Origin of the sequence: Aeromonas sp. 600282, assembly GCF_049175755.1 — a bacterium.
Taxonomy (GTDB): domain Bacteria; phylum Pseudomonadota; class Gammaproteobacteria; order Enterobacterales; family Aeromonadaceae; genus Aeromonas; species Aeromonas veronii_A.
The window spans coordinates 39,763-56,831 of sequence record NZ_JAAKVR010000007.1 but is presented as its reverse complement, the minus strand read 5'-3'; the positions used below and the strand labels follow the sequence as shown (position 1 = coordinate 56,831).

12 protein-coding genes and 1 pseudogene are annotated in these 17,069 nt (G+C 57.1%); 10 read left to right on the top strand and 3 right to left on the bottom strand.

The genetic code is table 11. The features are described from left to right. Positions 1–46: 46 nt before the first annotated feature. On the bottom strand, positions 47–433 hold the full coding sequence (locus G5137_RS08760; protein WP_005335826.1) for a YgiW/YdeI family stress tolerance OB fold protein: 387 nt from the start codon (positions 431–433) through the stop codon (positions 47–49). 254 nt (positions 434–687) lie between these two features. Between G5137_RS08760 and G5137_RS08755 the strand changes: the two genes are divergently transcribed. Together G5137_RS08755 and ompA are read left to right on the top strand one after the other, a co-directional pair. Further along, a complete protein-coding gene (locus tag G5137_RS08755) occupies positions 688–1,725 on the top strand; it encodes an SGNH/GDSL hydrolase family protein (protein ID WP_042081581.1) in 1,038 nt (345 codons plus the stop codon). A 266-nt stretch (positions 1,726–1,991) separates the two neighbouring features. Continuing rightward, positions 1,992–3,029: a porin OmpA gene (ompA, locus tag G5137_RS08750; protein ID WP_227341426.1), complete on the top strand. Its 1,038-nt coding sequence runs from the start codon at positions 1,992–1,994 to the stop codon at positions 3,027–3,029. 131 nt (positions 3,030–3,160) lie between these two features. Here ompA and G5137_RS08745 read toward each other — a convergent pair whose 3' ends face one another. Beyond that, on the bottom strand, positions 3,161–4,183 hold the full coding sequence (locus tag G5137_RS08745; protein WP_019445736.1) for a GGDEF domain-containing protein: 1,023 nt from the start codon (positions 4,181–4,183) through the stop codon (positions 3,161–3,163). Positions 4,184–4,317: 134 nt separating this feature from the next. Between G5137_RS08745 and rnr the strand changes: the two genes are divergently transcribed. The 5 genes and pseudogenes from rnr to G5137_RS08720 all read left to right on the top strand — a co-directional run bounded on the left by rnr (position 4,318) and on the right by G5137_RS08720 (position 11,717). Beyond that, positions 4,318–6,711 carry a ribonuclease R gene (rnr, locus tag G5137_RS08740; RefSeq protein WP_021231727.1) on the top strand — a complete coding sequence of 798 codons (2,394 nt, stop codon included), beginning with the start codon at positions 4,318–4,320 and terminating at the stop codon, positions 6,709–6,711. 2,396 nt (positions 6,712–9,107) lie between these two features. After that, positions 9,108–9,269, top strand: a pseudogene (locus tag G5137_RS08735) (alpha-amylase family glycosyl hydrolase); the annotation flags it as partial. 611 nt (positions 9,270–9,880) lie between these two features. Then, positions 9,881–10,630 carry a 23S rRNA (guanosine(2251)-2'-O)-methyltransferase RlmB gene (rlmB, locus tag G5137_RS08730; RefSeq protein WP_421255239.1) on the top strand — a complete coding sequence of 250 codons (750 nt, stop codon included), beginning with the start codon at positions 9,881–9,883 and terminating at the stop codon, positions 10,628–10,630. Between the two features lie 2 nt (positions 10,631–10,632). Next, positions 10,633–11,205 (top strand): Crp/Fnr family transcriptional regulator, encoded by a 573-nt coding sequence (locus G5137_RS08725; protein ID WP_421255238.1) that lies wholly within the window; start codon positions 10,633–10,635, stop codon positions 11,203–11,205. A gap of 56 nt (positions 11,206–11,261) precedes the next feature. After that, the gene (locus tag G5137_RS08720; RefSeq protein ID WP_421255237.1) at positions 11,262–11,717 is read left to right on the top strand and encodes a GNAT family N-acetyltransferase; all 456 of its coding nucleotides are present in this window, start codon (positions 11,262–11,264) and stop codon (positions 11,715–11,717) included. A 72-nt stretch (positions 11,718–11,789) separates the two neighbouring features. Here the strand turns inward: G5137_RS08720 and srmB are convergent, their stop codons facing one another. After that, positions 11,790–13,013: an ATP-dependent RNA helicase SrmB gene (srmB, locus tag G5137_RS08715; RefSeq protein ID WP_005343175.1), complete on the bottom strand. Its 1,224-nt coding sequence runs from the start codon at positions 13,011–13,013 to the stop codon at positions 11,790–11,792. Positions 13,014–13,132: 119 nt separating this feature from the next. Between srmB and G5137_RS08710 the strand changes: the two genes are divergently transcribed. The 3 genes from G5137_RS08710 to brnQ (G5137_RS08700) all read left to right on the top strand — a co-directional run bounded on the left by G5137_RS08710 (position 13,133) and on the right by brnQ (G5137_RS08700) (position 17,040). After that, complete coding sequence (locus G5137_RS08710; protein WP_421255236.1) at positions 13,133–13,843, top strand: tRNA1(Val) (adenine(37)-N6)-methyltransferase; 711 nt, start codon at positions 13,133–13,135, stop codon at positions 13,841–13,843. 191 nt (positions 13,844–14,034) lie between these two features. Next, positions 14,035–15,339, top strand: coding sequence for a branched-chain amino acid transport system II carrier protein (gene brnQ, locus G5137_RS08705; RefSeq protein WP_421255235.1), 1,305 nt, complete (start codon positions 14,035–14,037; stop codon positions 15,337–15,339). Positions 15,340–15,762: 423 nt separating this feature from the next. Beyond that, positions 15,763–17,040 (top strand): branched-chain amino acid transport system II carrier protein, encoded by a 1,278-nt coding sequence (gene brnQ / locus G5137_RS08700; RefSeq protein ID WP_421236121.1) that lies wholly within the window; start codon positions 15,763–15,765, stop codon positions 17,038–17,040. The last annotated feature ends 29 nt before the right edge of the window (positions 17,041–17,069 follow it).

Genomic DNA, 17,069 nt, shown 5'->3' with positions numbered 1-17,069 from the left:
ATCAAGCGCCCTTTTAACGTCTGGCCAGTTCGTCGTTGAAGTGGCCTTATTTGGCGATAAAGCCGCCCTTGGTCTGCGGGGCCGCGCCCACTTTCTCCAGGGTTTTCACTTCCACTTCGGTCTTGTTCCAGCTGTGGTCCACTTCACCACGGATGCGGATCTGATCATCCGGGCCCACTTCGGTGCCACGCCACACATCCTGATCCACTTCGACCTCCACTTCACCGCTGGCATCTCGGAACAGATAGTTCTCGCCGCCCAGGTGCTTGACCAGTTTCCCTTCCAGGGTGGCCCAGCTGTCATCGGCCAGATCTTTCAGTTGAGCAACGGAAACCTTGTTCTGCTCCTGCGGGCCGGTATAGGCCGCCATGGCAAAAGAGGAGACAGACATCAGGGTCAACAGTCCGATTACGCTTGCGCTTGCCTTGTTCATTTCATACTCCTGTCGTTGGTATGGGGGCATTGTGCCGGGGGGGATGTGAAACAAGCGTGAAAGAAATAGGCTGGTGTGATTGTCTGTTTTGTGAGCGCAAGCGATTTCATCGGTGGCGGAACATGTGTGATTTCATCTGGAACTGTAATCTGTCGCCTTCACCAGAAGTCAGTGGCAGCAGACTCTTCCCGTGCTTGCCGCCATTCGAGGGGAAGTCCGCAGGTCTAACCTGCTTAATCGAAGAGCATAACAATATGAAAAAATGGCTTGTTTGTTTATTGGGGTTAATGGCATTGACCGCGCAAGCGGCAGAGGGACGCCAGCCTTTTTCCCGGGTCGTGATGTTTGGTGACAGCCTCTCCGACACCGGCAAGATGTACAAGAAGATGCGGGGATATCTCCCCTCCAGCCCACCTTACTTCAACGGGCGTTTCAGCAACGGCCCGGTGTGGCTGGAGCAGTTGGGTGACGAGCGCTTCCCCGGTCTGGTCGTGGCCAACGAGGCGGAAGGCGGTGCAACGGCGGTGGCCTATAACCATCTGGGTGCCCTGAACGGCTGGCTCGGTTTCTGGTCCTGGGATCCCAAATATCAGGTGATCAACAATCTCGATTACGAGATCGATCAGTTCCTGAAAAAGGACAAGTTCCGCCCCGATGATCTGGTGGTGATCTGGGTCGGTGCCAACGACTATCTGGCCTATGGCTGGAACACCGAGCGGGATGCGGATCGGGTGATCGATACCATCCGGCTGGCATCCAACCGGTTGGTGCTCAACGGCGCGCAGCAGATCCTGCTGTTCAACATTCCTGATCTGGGGCAGACCCCGTCAGCCCGCAGCATGAAGGTGGTGGAGAAGGTGCGCCATGTGGCCAGCTACCACAACCAGAAGTTGCAGAACCTCACTCGCGAGCTGGCTCCCCTTGGCATCGTGAAGCTGTTCGAAGTGGACAAGCAGTTTGATGAGATGATGCGCGATCCTCAGCAGTTCGGGCTGAGTGACACAGAACACGCCTGCTACGGTGGCGGCTATACCTGGAAGCCATTCTCCGGCAGCGCCGCCGAGGTGGCTGCGACCCCGGCTTTAAGTGTCTCCGAAAGAGTGGCTATTGCCGGTAACCCGATCCTGGCGCAGGCGGTGGTGAGCGGGCAGGCAAAAGGGCGAGCTGCGACTCTCAACTGCGATGAGCATATGTTCTGGGATCAGGTGCATCCGACCAGGACGGTGCACAAGGTATTGAGCCAGCGAGTCGCTGATTTTATCGATCAGCACTACGAGTTTGTTCGTCACTGATATCGCTTCGGGCCAGCATGTTGCTGGCCCTTTTTCTGCTATCTATCCTCATCTGTGCGTATTTTTGCGTCACATTCAGTTCAAATAACAAACGTTTGTTGCTGTTTTTGTAACGTGGTTGCGTTAGAGTGTTTTTTGTTAATTGATATCAGTGACTTGAAAATAGGCTAACGTTGATATGTTGCGATCGCTTTTGGGTGGTTGCACCTATAAGACGAGGTGATATCAATCAACCTCCTCCTACATAAAGTTGCAGAGGCTCAAACATGAAAAAATCATTGATTACCTTGCTGGTTACCGGCTTGCTGGCGGCCAATGCCCAGGCGGCCGGTCAGGACAACACCTGGTATGGTGGTGCCAAACTGGGTTGGTCCAACTTCTACGGCATTGATGAAAGCAATGCCCTGACGCTTGGCAATGAGACCAACGATGCCCTGGGTGCGGGTGTGTTCGGCGGCTATCAGATCAACAAAAATCTGGGGCTGGAGCTGGGTTACGACTACCTGGGCAATTACAAATACGATGCGACTACGGCGGCAGGCGCTTTCAGTGATGAAGTGAAAGCACAGCTGGCCCAACTGACCCTGAAACTGGGTTTCCCGGTTACCGATAATCTGGATCTGTATGGTCGTGTCGGTGGCGGTTATGGCTGGGCTGATACCAAGAGCGATCTCTACAAGGATGACAGCCGCTTTGTCATGGTCGGTGCTCTGGGTGCCGAGTATGCGTTTAACCTCGACTGGGCTGCTCGCCTAGAGTACCAGTACACCACCCCGTATGGCAGCCGTGATGATACCGGCCTGAGAATGGATAACGGCTTGCTGTCGTTGGCAGCGGTTTATCGCTTTGGTCAGGTTGCCCCCGTGGCACCCGCTCCGGCACCAGCCCCGGCTCCCGAGCCTGTGATGGTCGAGAAGCAGTTCACCCTGAGCTCTGATGTGCTGTTTGACTTCAACAAGGCGACCCTCAAGCCAGAGGCCAGTCAGGCTCTGGATAGCCTCTACAGCCAGATTGAAGAGGCGCGACCCAAAGATGGCGTGGCAACCGTAATTGGTCACACCGACCGTATCGGTTCCGATGCCTACAACCAGAAGCTCTCCGAACAGCGTGCCCAGACCGTTGCCAACTATCTGGTTGGTAAAGGGATCCCGGCCGCCAAGATCAATGTGGAAGGGCGTGGTAAATCCTCGCCGGTTACCGGCGACAGCTGCGTCAGCAAGTCCAAGCGTGAGCTGATCGTCTGTCTGGCTCCGGATCGCCGTGTTGATGTGAAAGTCGAAGGTGTCAGCGAGGTGCAGGAGTAATCCTTCACACTGAGCAGAGTTCCACTGGGGCTGGAATGAACAGCCCTTGTCGGAGCAAGAGAGACCAAAAAGCCAGTCAGTTGATCTGACTGGCTTTTTACATTGGCATTGCGGTCGGGCAGGGGGCTAAATCAGGAAGGGAGCGGCATCACCCGGTTGCGCCCCAGCTCCTTGGCCTTGTAGAGCAGCTTGTCGGTACGTTCGACCAGACAGTCTGCGCTCTCCTGACCGTTGAACTCACCCACGCCAAACGAGGCTGTGATGTGGTCAATGCGGCGGCCCGATTTGCGATCCAGAATGGACATCCGCTCGATGGCGCGGCGCATGCTCTCCGCCATCTGTCTGGCCAGCGCCAGCGAGCGATGGGGGACCAGCATGGCGAACTCCTCCCCACCCAGTCGATAGGCGGTGACCCCCTCCTTGCATGCATCGCGCAGCCGTTTGCTGAAGGCGCGCAGCACCTGATCGCCGAGCAGGTGACCGTACTCGTCGTTGAAGTTCTTGAAGCGATCGATATCGGCGAGGATCAGCGAGAAGGGGTGCTGGCTGCGGATCAACCCCTCCAGCTCCAGATCGAAGGCGCGGCGGTTGAGCAGGTTGGTGAGGGCATCCTCGTTGGCCAGTTTGCGTGTCTCGTTGAGCGCCGCCCGCAGTTCCTTGATCTCTTTCTCCGCATTGCTGAGCTGGTTGCGAAAGTGCATGGTGGACATGCGCACATCCCGCGATTCGCGCACCAGCTCTCGCAGGATCCCCATGGTATCTTCCAGGCTGAAGCCCTCGTCATCGATGCGGCTGAGCTTGTCAAAACTCTTGTCGAGCATCTCCTGAAACATGCCGGTATCGGAGATGGCGTCCTGCATGGAGTGGCCTAGCTCGTTGGCCATGGCGGCGAGGCTCAGTTTCATCGCCTCCATCTGCTTTTCGTCCTGAGCGGCCAGATACTGGTGATAGAGTCGCTCGCAGGTGGTGAGCGAGCAGGTTCCCTGCATTTTGACAGCCTGATCAATCGCCTGGTTGAGCTCGGGCATGCTGGCCGAGACATAGTTGTACCACAGGTGGTAATTGTCCGGCGTCGTGGGGATCTGGTACTTGATCATCAAAGGGACCGCCTGTTTGAGATAGGCGGCGGATTGGGCAAATGTGTCCTTACTCATGAGTTCTGTGTCTCATTATGCCAGCGAACTGAAGATAGTATGACAGAGAGATTGGCCAAAAGGCAGCCGATGGATGCCATTCGCCCCCCCCTCCGATATAATGGCACCGTTACCACCTACCCTAAGGCCTGCTTATGTCTCAAAAAGATCCTTTCCTCGAACGCGAGGCCGAAAAATACGATAACCCCATCGCCAGTCGCGAGTTGATCCTGGAACTCATCAAGGGCCATGAAAAGCCCATGTCCCGTGAAGAGTTGGCCAAGGTCCTCAAGCTGAAAGATGAAGAGCCGTTGGAAGCCTTGCGTCGTCGTCTGCGCGCCATGGAGCGTGATGGACAACTGGTATTCACTCGCAACCAATGTTATGCCCTGCCGGATCGCCTGAATCTGGTCAAAGGTTATGTAATCGGCCACAAGGATGGCTTCGGTTTTCTGCGTCCGGAAGGTGGTGGTCCGGATCTGTATCTGAACAACCGAGAGATGCAACGCCTGATGCATGGCGATTACGTGCTGGTGCAGCCGACCGAGATTGACCGCAAGGGTCGTCAGGAAGCGCGTCTGGTGCGCCTCCTCAAGTCCCGTGAGGCAGACATTGTCGGCCGTTACTTCGTCGAGAATGGCGTTGGTTTCGTGGTGCCGGATGACAGCCGTATCGGCCAGGACATCATCATCCCGGAAGGGGAGAACAAAGGGGCTCGTCAGAGCCAGGTCGTGGTTGTGCGGATCAATCAGCGCGCCACCTCCCGCATCAATGCCGTCGGCACCGTACTGGAAGTGCTGGGCGAGAACATGGCGCCGGGCATGGAGATCGAAATTGCCCTGCGTACCCACGGCATCCCGCACACCTGGCCGGAAGAGGTGACCAAAGAGGTTGCCGGTCTCGGCGAGCAGGTGCCTGAGAAAGCCAAAGAGGGCCGCATCGACCTGCGCGCCCTGCCGCTGGTGACCATCGACGGGGAAGATGCCCGTGACTTTGATGACGCCGTCTTCTGTGAAGCCAAGCGTGGTGGCGGCTGGCGTCTGTGGGTTGCCATTGCGGATGTCTCCGCTTACGTGAAGCCCGGCACGGCGCTGGATGCCGAAGCGTATCAGCGCGGCAACTCCGTCTACTTCCCCGAGTTCGTGGTGCCCATGCTGCCGGAGGTGCTCTCCAATGGCCTCTGCTCGCTCAACCCGCAAGTTGACCGTCTCTGCATGGTGTGCGAGATGACCATCTCCGCCGCTGGTCGCATGTCCGGCTACAAGTTCTACGAAGCGGTAATGAACTCTCACGCCCGTCTGACCTACACCAAGGTTGCGGCGATCCTCGACGGGGATCCCAAGCTGCGCCAGCAGTATGATCCGCTGGTGGGCCATATCGAGGAGCTCAACAACCTCTACAAGGCGCTCAAGCATGCCCGCCATCAGCGTGGCGCGGTGGAGTTCGAGAGCGAGGAGACCCGCTTCATCTTCAACGCCCAGCGCAAGATCGACCGCATCGTGCCGCTGGTGCGCAACGATGCCCACAAGATCATCGAAGAGTGCATGATCCAGGCGAACGTGGCTGCTGCCCGTTATATCGAGAAGAACGAAGCCGCCGCCCTGTTCCGGGTGCACGACCGTCCGGGCGAAGAGCGTCTGACCGGTTTCCGCGATTTTCTGGCCGAACTGGGTCTGGAGCTCAAGGGCGGACTCGAGCCCGAGCCGAAAGACTTTGCCGAGCTGGCCGCCAAGTTTGAAGGGCGCCCCGATGCGGAGCTGCTCTCCACCATGCTGCTGCGCTCCATGCGTCAGGCCATCTATCAGGCCGACAACATCGGTCACTTCGGTCTGGCGTTGAAGTCCTATGCGCACTTCACCTCGCCAATCCGTCGCTACCCAGATCTCATCCTACACCGGGCGATCAAGTATCAGACTGCCAAGGAGCAACAGGGCAACCTGCGCCACAAGTGGACCCCGAGCGGTGGTTATCACTACCAGCTGGAAGAAGTGGACCCGATGGGCGAGCACTGCTCCATGACCGAGCGCCGTGCCGACGATGCGACCCGCGATGTGGCCGACTGGCTCAAGTGCGAGTACATGCTGGATCACGTGGGTGACGAGTTTGACGGCGTTATCGCCAGCGTCACCGGCTTTGGCTTCTTCGTACGTCTGGCGGAGATCCACATCGACGGTCTGGTGCACGTCAGCACCCTCACCAACGACTACTACCAGTTTGATCCCCTGCACATGCAGCTGATTGGCGAGAACTTCCGCCGTCGCTACCGTCTGGGTGACAAGGTGCGGGTCAAGGTGATGGGCGTGAACCTGGACGATCGCAAGATCGACTTCGTGATGGTGGAAGAGCCGCTCAAGGCCACCGGCAAGAACGCCAAAGAGATGGCGCGCAAGCAGGCCGAGATCAAGAAAGAGAAGGCCAAGAGCGCCCAGCGCCACGAAAAACGTAAAGAGGGCAAGGATCACGGCAAATCCGACAAGGGTGGCCGCGCCAAACCGAGCAACAGGCGACCGAGCAAAAAGGCTCGCGATAAGGTGAAGGCCAAGGGGTAAGCCCTCGGCCTATGGCTTGGGTCCGACGACCCGGGCTGAAGTCGTAAAGGGCTGGTGGCCTATGGTTATCTCCGCCAGCATGTCGACGAAAAAAATCCGAACCTTGTTACCGGGGTTCGGATTTTTTATGGTCAGCGAAGTGGGGGGGGGCTCAGCCCTTAGGCGGAGATCGGCCATGCGCGGTGCATATGGCGATGAGTACACTCCCTGCGCGATGGTCACTTTATTGGTCGCTACGCGGCGCTCAGAAAGGTGGGTGTCCTATTTTTCTTTTTTCTCTTTCCTATTTTTCTCTTGTGGTCGAAGAACAGAACTTGCTCAACACTGTGCGATTTACATCCAAATTGAGTTTGTTATTAAAAAGGCCTGTGGTTCGCAAGCAAAAAAAGTTATTTAAATTTTCCATCTGCACACGGGATGCTTGCATTTGACGAAACAGAAGAATGAAAACCCGCTCACTGTGAGCAACTACTAATAGGGACAACAACACGCACAACTTATCCACAGCAAGCCAGTTATCCACACGTAGCATTAACTGTGCCGACTCCATATCTTGTAGCTCGACAGTAAAAAAATCACATACAGTGTCGGTGGTACAATAGTCGAGTAGCTGTGTGATGGCAGCAGCTTGGCAATGTCTAAGTGATCGGATTTTGTGCGAATGAATTCTGATGTGATGAAAAATGCGCAGATCGGTTTGGCGAACCATGATGGTTGCTGGTAGCTTCTGGCAATGGATTCAGTAAGGTCATAAATCGCAACACAGACATTGATAATCATGCCTTGTCCCTGCTGACGAATGATCGGAAAATACAGGGATTGGCCACAAGGCCCAACAACACCAAACAGCGAGCGAGGTGAACATGCTTTTACACACACGACTTTATCAACCGCCGAATAGGGAGGAACTATATGGCGCCATCGAGACGTCCGAAAGGGCGAAAAGGCTCGGCAACTGCCGAAAAGACAAAGACCCCACAGGTTGCGACTGTAGGGCCTTCGAAACTAACTGAGAAACTGGTTGCGACAGTTGAATCAGTTGAATCACTCCTCAAGCTAGCCAACGCGTTTTGCAGACTTGTCAGGCTTGCTTTAGATGCCATAGAGCAAATAGGGGAGATATTCACTTAAATCCAAGGGCCTTCGGGCCCTTTTTTACACTTTTCACTAACGATTCGTTACTGAAAGGTGTAGCGGAATCATGGCCAATGATGGCTGTTCCGTCAATAAAAAAATATCACAATTTGTGCTATTTCAATGTGCCAAAAAACACATATATTCATTATATTCAGATACTTATATCATACACCGTTATTCTGAAAATTAGCGTTTAACAACGTGTTATTTTGCATAGTGTATGATGATTCCCTATGCCCCGAGCATCTCCCTCACCTGTCAGCCCATGATCCGCACCAAGTCTGACGCCTGGTGGATCACCTCGTCAACCAGTCGCTCTGTAGCTTCGCTCATTGCCATTCCAAAGCGCCGTGACACGAGCTCAGCATCCGGAACCACTCGCCCGGTATCGTGACACTTCAGACACTCATCACCCCAGTGAAATTGGGACTGAAATTGGGACACTCACCGCTTTGAGCACCGCGCAGCGGCTAACAGGCCATGATTGGCTTGTCGCCATGTGCCGCCGAAGGGCTCGATATAGCTGCAGGCGCTTGGCCGAGCAGCTTCCTCCTCCCTAGATGCCGGTCTCTCTGGTATGATGCGTCATCATTTAGCGACCGGTGACGACGCCAGCATCATGGTGGTCAGGCCAGAAAGGTGGGTGTCCCAATAGTTCGTTGATGAGTAGCTAACCATCTGAATTAAGCCGCGCCGCGAAGCGGCGTCGGCTTGAATGAATTGTTAAACATCTTCATTGGGATATGTCAGCCAGGCAATAGCGCCAGAGAATACCAAGACTGGGCCTGCAACATACGTAACATAGACGCCAACATAAGAGACTGTTATCCATATGAGTATGTATATGGCAAGCGTGACCCAGAAAATCACGGATGCCTTGTTATGAATCCACTGTTTCATGTTTCGGTAAATCCATTTCCGTCTGGAGATCTCTTGAAGGACTTCCCGGGGTTGCTCCTTGCCCAGTTTGAAGCTTCCTGAAAGGTGCTGAATACCTTCTTTCGGGATGTACGGGCTTCTCGTTCTCCGCGCCTCTGCTCCGCGAAGTAGTCCCTGTTGATGCCATCAATGACAGACTCTGCGCTGACGTCACAACCGAACATTCGATCCCAGTCACCCATCTTCATTCTCCTTGCCTAACGCCTGCTTAAGGGGCTGCCAACGCTACTAGCAGCCCGTGAAAATCTGGGACACCCACCAATTTGACAGTAGCGTAGCATGCTGCTTCGCTTGATGGGTCGCCAGTCGAGGAGTGTGCCATGACCATCGCTCGTTCACGCCAGATCAGCTTGCAAGATACACCCTATTACCATGTGGTCAGCCGTTGTGTGCGGCGGGCTTTCTTGTGTGGACAAGATACGCATTCTGGCAATAGCTATGAGCACCGGCGCCAGTGGGTTGTCGACAGGCTTGGTCAGCTGTGGTTCTGAAATTGGGACAGCCACCGTTTTGCTTCACTCGCTTATCCATGCTATCCGGCAAGGCTACCGCCCCTGAGTGTCAGCCCCCAGTCTGCTGCTTTTTACCGGCGATGTTGCACTGGCTTGGCTCATGGGTGACTCCTACGAGGCTGTTGCTAAACGAGTATATTAGCGTGCGATGCAGGAGAGGATCGTAGGGGGTGGTGATTTTTTGAGCAAGCTCAATAAATTAATCATCTTGAGCCGTGTTGAAGTCGAACATCCACAACGAAAGGGCTGATCTCCAAGGGCTGAAAATGGGACTGCGACCGTTTTGAGCGCCGCGTAGCTAGCCCACTTCGTCACTGCCGGGCAGGGTATTGTCCTCCTGCAATCAGCCGAGAGTAGGGTCAGGTGTACCATCAAGGATGATGGCACCGCCGGATCAAGAGGCCTGTCATAGTTTCGGCGCTTGGCCTAGCAGCTTCCTCCTCCCTAGATGCCGGTCTCTCTGGTATGATGCGTCATCATTTAGCGACCGGTGACGAGACCAGCATCATTGTGGTCAGGCTGCCGGTACGGCCATTTTTCTTCGGGGTGCATTCATGCGACCCGACCTACGGATCTTGAACATGAGTACTGAACTGATCTACGGCATTCACGCTGTCACCGCGCTGCTGGAGCGCACTCCCGAGCGCTTCATCGAAGTGTGGGCCCTCAAGGGGCGGGATGACGACCGGCTGCAACCCCTGCTGACCGAGCTGGAGTCCCTTGGCCTCAAGGTGCAGAGCGTGAATCGCAAGACCCTTGATGACAAAGCGGAAGGCAACAATCACCAGGGCATCATGGCCCGGGTGAAAGAGGCGCCGAAGCTGGCCGAGCACGATCTGGCCAGCCTGCTGGATGAGTTGGCGGCACAACAGAGCCAGCCCTTCATGCTGGTGCTGGATGGCGTGACCGATCCGCACAATCTCGGCGCCTGCCTGCGCAGCGCCGATGCCGCCGGGGTGCATGCGGTGATCGTGCCGCGGGACAAGGCCACGGGGCTCACCCCGATCGTGCGCAAGGTTGCCTGTGGCGCCGCCGAAGTGGTGCCGCTCATTCAGGTCACCAACCTGGCCCGCACCCTGCGCGAGCTGCAGGAGCGCGGCGTCTGGATCGTCGGCACCGCTGGCGAGGCCGATCACGACCTCTATCAGGCCAAACTGACCGGCCCGATGGCGCTGGTGATGGGTGCTGAAGGTAAAGGCATGCGCCGTCTGACTCGCGAGCACTGCGACGAGCTGGTGAGCATCCCGATGGCGGGGGCGGTATCCAGCCTCAACGTCTCGGTGGCAACCGGCGTCTGCCTGTTTGAAGCTGTGCGTCAGCGTCGCGGTTAATCATGTTGACTGACAGACCCCCCTTCGATTGGGCGCAGGTCGCAGATAAAGAGGAGGCCGCGCGCCTCCTCTCTTTTGCCCGCCCGCTGACCCTCAGCCCGAAAAGCTGCCTCTGGCACGCCGGTGACAGCCCGGATCTGCTGGTCAGGGTGGAGCAGGGGCTGCTGCGGGCCAAGCTGGTGCTGGAGGATGGCCGCGAGTACATCAAGGAGTTCTACTGGGAGGGGGACGAGTTTCTCGACTTCCACCACCTGCTTAGTGGCGAGCCAGCCCGCTACAGCGTGGAGGCGCTGGAACTCTGCCATCTGCAGCTGTTCAGTCTGGCCGACCTGCGCCAGCTGCCCGGCTGGCCGCGCTGGTACCAGCACCTGCTGGAGGTGCAGCTGCGCATCAAGGAGGAGAAGGAGCAGTTGCTGCTGACCGGCAGCCCGCAGGCGCGCTATCAGCACTTTCTCGACAGCTTTCCCGCGCTTGATGCCAGAGTGCCGGATCACCAGATCGCCGCCTATCTCGGTATCACTCCCATCAGTCTGAGCCGCATTCGCAAACGGCTGAAAGAACTTAACAAAGGTTAATGCAGGGCGCTGGCGCCACGATTATGCTGGCAGGCCGAACTGATAAGGAGTTGCCGATGAACTGGATCCTGAAACCCTGGTCTGAACTGACCACAGACGAGTTGTATGAGTTGCTGGCGCTGCGGGCGGAGGTGTTCGTGGTGGAGCAGACCTGCCCCTTTCAGGATCTGGATGGGCTCGATCGCCGCGACGGGGTCTGGCACCTGCTCGGTTATCAGGGCGAGCTGCTGGCCGCCTATGCGCGGATTATGGCGCCCGGCATCGGCGATGAGAGCGGTGCCGCCATCGGTCGGGTGGTGACCTCACCCAAGGCGCGTGGCGGTGGTCTTGGTCATAAGCTGATCGGCGAGGCGGTCAAAGCGTGCGAGGCACACTGGCCGACCCACAGCATCTGGCTGGGGGCGCAGGCCCATCTGCAAGGCTTCTATGGCCAACACGGTTTTGTGGCGGAAGGGGAAGGCTATCTCGAAGATGATATCCCCCATATGGGGATGCGCAGAGTGGTGGCATAACCACTCGTCAGAGTGATTCAGAATGCAGAAGGGCCATCCCGCGGGGTGGCCCTTCTCTTTATCGTTAGGCGATCACTTCTTCTTTTTCTTCTTGGCTGACTTCTTCTTGTCGACCGGCTTTTTCTTCTTCACCGGTACCCGCGCTTCCTTGTGTTTCGGGCGCAGCTCGTCGATCACCCGGCGCTTGAGGCGCTCTTCGGTGTAGCGCTCGATCTTGGCGACCATCGCCATGTCGTGGGCTTCCACCAGGCTGATGGCACAGCCACGGTTGCCAGCGCGGCCGGTACGGCCGATCCGGTGGACGTAGACATCGGCGCCGTAGGGCATGTCGTAGTTGATGACATGGCTGACGTTCGGCAGGTCGATGCCGCGGGCGGCGACGTCGGTGGCGATCAGGAAGGGTACTTCCCCTTCGTGGAACTTGCGGATCGACTCGATACGCTTGCTCTGCTCCATCTCGCCACGGATCCAGGCGCAGGAGATACCCGCAGCCTGCAGCTGGCCGGAGAGCTCCGCCAGACGCTCGCGCGTCTTGACGAAGATAATGGCTTTCTGGGTTTCCGGATCTTTCAGAATATGGGTCAGCAGCGCCAGCTTGTGGGCGGCATCATCAGCCAGATGGATCCACTGGGTAATGGGTCGACGTTCGCTGCGGGGCGGTTCGGCGTGCAGCTCCACCGGATCCTTGAGGATCTCGTTGGCGAACTTCTCGAGGCCAGCCCCTTCCAGGGTGGCGGAGAAGAGCATGGTGTGCTTGCGGTAGCGCGCTTCGGCCACGATGCGGTTCACATCCTTGATAAAGCCCATGTCCAGCATGCGGTCCGCTTCATCCAGCACCAGCACTTCGATGTCGTGGCTCTCGAACTCCTCTTTCTCGATGTATTCGAGCAGACGGCCCGGGGTGGCCACCACGATGTCGGTGGTCTTGGTCAGGGCAGGCAGCTGCTCTTCATGGCTGACGCCGCCGATGATGGTCTCGATGCTGAGGTTGGTGTGAGCCGCCAGCGCCTTGGCGTGGGCGGTAACCTGCAGCGCCAACTCGCGGGTCGGGGTCAGGATCAGCATGCGGCAGGGGCCCGGCTTGCGGCGCGGGAAGTCCAGCAGGTGCTGGAGTGCCGGCAGCAGGAAAGAGGCAGTCTTGCCGGTACCGGTCGGTGCGGATGCCAGAATATCGCGGCCGTCCAGGGCTGGCTCCAGCACCATCTGCTGGATGGTGGTGGGGCGGGTGAATCCCATCTCGGCCAAGGCCCGGTTGAGGGCTGGGTGCAGGTCGAAATCATCAAAGGACTGGCTCATGGCAATACTCGGTCATTAAGGAAACGGCAGATTATAGGCGATTATCTCGTCGGCTCCTATTGGTGAGTGTGTCTTAGCCGCTATAATCGCCCACCATTTTTGCAGATGACGGGGGCCAGATGGGACGTAGTCGCGGATTTACCTTCAAACAGTTCCATATTAATCACGATCGCTGCGCCATGAAGGTAGGCACCGATGGCATTTTGCTCGGTGCCTGGGCGCCGGTCGAACAGGCGCGTCGAGTGCTCGATATCGGCACCGGCAGCGGCCTGATTGCCCTGATGCTGGCCCAGCGCAGCAGATCTGACTGCCGTCTTGATGCGGTCGAGCTGGATATTAATGCGGCCAGTCAGGCGCGGGAGAATGCGGCTGCCTCTCCCTGGGCCGATCGGGTGACCGTCATAGAGAGTGCCATTCAGGATTATCAGGCCGCCCCTTACGATCTTGTCGTCTCCAACCCTCCCTATTTCGTGGCAGGCCAATCATTTAGCGATCCGGCGCGGGCGTTGGCCCGCCATACCGGCGCCCTCGACAGCCACGCATTACTGGCGGCCTGCAATCGTTTGCTGAGCCCGAACGGGCAGGTGGCGCTGGTGCTGCCGACGGCGATGGCCGATGAAATTTTATGCATTTCGGCGAATTATGATCTGCATGGCATTTGTTATACAGCTGTTATCACCAGAGAGGGTAAAGAGGCAAATCGTGTTTTATTGCTACTTGGCAGAGGATTAAACAGGTGTGAGAGGGGTGAAATTGTGATCCATTCTGCTGATGGGGACTATTCCGACAGATATATCCAACTGACCAACCCCTTCTATTTGAAGATGTAAATTTCGTCTTGAACTATTTTTTCACGCCATTATGCTGGTTCCAGATCGAGCGCCCGCTCCAGACCAGCTAAAACCACTGGTTGCGATGAAAAAACATGCGGGGCTCTTTTTTTATACCCCCTGAACACACCCGGTCAGCGACCGATAAAAACTATAACAAGCAATAATTTACAAGACAGACGAGGTTGAACTTGACGAAATCACTCACATTGTCCGATGTACTCGGATTAGGGTTTATGACCTTCGCCTTCTATCTGGGCGCCGGTAACATCATTTTCCCGCCGTTGGCCGGTTACATGGCTGGTGAGCACCTCTCCCTGGCGATGTTTGGCTTCCTGGTCACTGCCGTGGGCCTGCCTCTGGTAACCATTCTGGCCGTGGCGAAAGCCGGTAACGGTTGGGCTGGCATGACCAAGCTGCTGCCTGCCGGTGTCGCGACTGCGCTGGCCGTTGCCATCTATATCATCATAGGCCCGGCCTTTGCCGCGCCCCGTACCGGTCTGGTTGCCTACGAGATGGGCCTCAAGCCGTTCATCGGTGACATGGGGCAAGCGGGTCTGGCTGCCTATACCGTGATCTTCTTTGGTGTGGCCATTCTGGTCTCCATGAACCAGGGCAAGCTGATGGACGCCATCGGCAAATACCTGACTCCGGTACTGATGCTGCTGCTGCTGACTCTGGCGATCGGGGTATTTGTTGCGCCGCAAGGCTCCATGCCTGATGCGTCCGGTGACTATCAGAACAGCCCCTTCGTCAAAGGGATCCTGGAAGGCTACAACACCATGGACACCCTGGCGTCCCTGATGTTTGGCGCCCTGATCGTCGATCTGCTGCGCCAGAAAGGCATCAACGATTACAAGAGCCAGTTCAAGTATCTGGCCATTGCCGGCCTTATCTCTGCCGTTGGTCTGAGCGTGGTGTACGTCTCCCTGTTCCAGCTGGGTAACACTGCAGCCGGTGTGGCGACCGATGTCAGCAATGGTGGCGCCATCGTCAACGCCTACGTACTGAGCCTGTTTGGTCAGCCGGGTCAGTTCATTCTGGCGGCCATCATCACTCTGGCGTGCTTTACCACTGCAGTCGGTCTGATCTCCGCCTGTTCCGATTTCTTCCACAATCTGACCGGTATGGCTTACAAGAAGCTGGTGGTGTTGCTGGGCGTTATCTGTGCCGTGGTGGCCAACGTAGGCCTGAGCCAGCTGATCAGCCTCTCCATTCCGGTGCTGGTTGCCATCTATCCGGTTGCCGTGGCGCTGGTGCTGGTCACCTTCCTGAAGGGTTACTTCGGCCGTCCCCGTCTGGTGTTCCGTGGGGTGTTGATGGTTGCCTTCCTGTTTGGTTGCCTGGATGGTCTGGGTGCTGCCGGCATGAAGATGGATGCGTTTGCCTTCCTGCCGCTGTTCGACAAGGGCCTCGCCTGGCTGATGCCGACCCTGCTGGCCTGCGTAGTTGGCGTGATGGTGCGTCCGACACAGATGGCTGCCGAAGCTGCCTGATCACGCCCGATGTGATATTGCCAAGAGCCTGCCCCGTGCAGGCTCTTTTGTTTTTCTGTTCTGCTGGCGGTTTGCCCGGTGGATGGTATCCGGCCATCCTCACAGGCTAATTTCAGCTCCCTTGCGGCCCTATCCCCTGTTTATCTGCGCGTTTACACCCAGTCTGGGTAATTCGGTCATTCGGTGATTAATTTTGAGCGGATAAATTGTTTCAAGATATTAATGTGTGATTGAGATCCCGCATCTCTTCTTTATGCTAAAGGTGGTGCTCCTCATCCGGTCTGCTGACCGCAGGGGAGCGAGCAGTATTGTTATCCGGTTATCTGCCAGGCAGTGGGTGCAATCAATAACAAGCTGATAAGGCAGATGAGGTTGGGTTTGACGAAATCATTGAAGTTGTCCGACGTATTCGGACTGGGGTTTATGACGTTTGCCTTCTATCTGGGGGCTGGCAATATCATTTTTCCGCCGCTTGCGGGTTTTATGGCTGGTGAGCATCTGCTGGCCGCCATGTGCGGTTTTCTACTGACGGCGGTGGGGCTGCCGTTAATCACCCTGATTGCGGTTGCCAAGGGGAGTTCGGGGGGCCGCGCGAGTGGCTGGACCGGAATGACCCGCTATCTGCCCGCCGGGGCGGCGACGGCGCTGGCCATCGCCATCTATATCATCATGGGGCCCGCCTTTGCCATTCCCCGCACCGGTCTGGTCGCGTACGAGATGGGGCTCAAGCCCTGGCTCGGCGATGCCGGTCATGAGGGGCTGCTGATCTACACCCTGAGTTTCTTTGCGCTGGTGATCATGGTGGCGCTCGATCGGGGCAAACTGCTCGATGCGGTTGGCAAGTACCTGACTCCCGCCCTGATGGCGATGCTGCTCATTCTGGCGGTCGGGGTCTTTATCGCGCCACAGGGTACCATGCCCGATGCCAGCGGTGACTACATCAGCGCTCCGCTCACCAAGGGGATGCTGGAGGGGTATAACACCATGGATACCCTGGCATCCCTGATGTTTGGCGCACTGATCATCGGGTTGCTGCGCCAGAAGGGGATCGAGGACTATCGCAGCCAGTTCAAATACCTCACCATTGCGGGCCTGATCTCGGCGGTCGGGTTGTCGGCGGTCTATCTCTCTCTTTTCCAGCTTGGCAACAGTGCCGGCGGAGTAGCGAGCGACATCAGCAACGGCGGTGCCATCGTCAATGCCTACGTCCTGAGCCTGTTTGGTCAGCCTGGGCAGCTTATTTTGGCGGCCATCATCACTCTGGCCTGTTTTACCAGTGCAGTAGGCCTACTCTGTGCCGGAGCCGATTATTTCCAAGGTTTGACTGGCTGGGCTTACCACAAGTGGGTGATGCTGCTGGGGGCACTCTGCGCGCTGGTGGCCAATGTGGGGCTGAGTGAGCTTATCAGTCTCTCCATCCCGGTGCTGGTAGCCATCTACCCGGTTGCCATTGCACTGGTGCTGGTGACCTTCCTCAAAGGGTGGTTTGCCCAGCCACGGCTGGCGTTTCGTGGCGTGCTGCTGGTCGCCTTCCTGTTTGGCTGTCTGGACGGACTGGGCGCTGCCGGGATGGCGATGGACGGCTTTGCCTTCCTGCCGCTGTTCGACAAGGGACTTGCCTGGCTGCTGCCAACTCTGCTGGCCTGCATCGTTGGCATCTTGATGCGACCAAACGGAAAGCTGGCTGCCGAAGCGGCTTGATTCAGGATCAACGAGATAGCAAAGAGGCC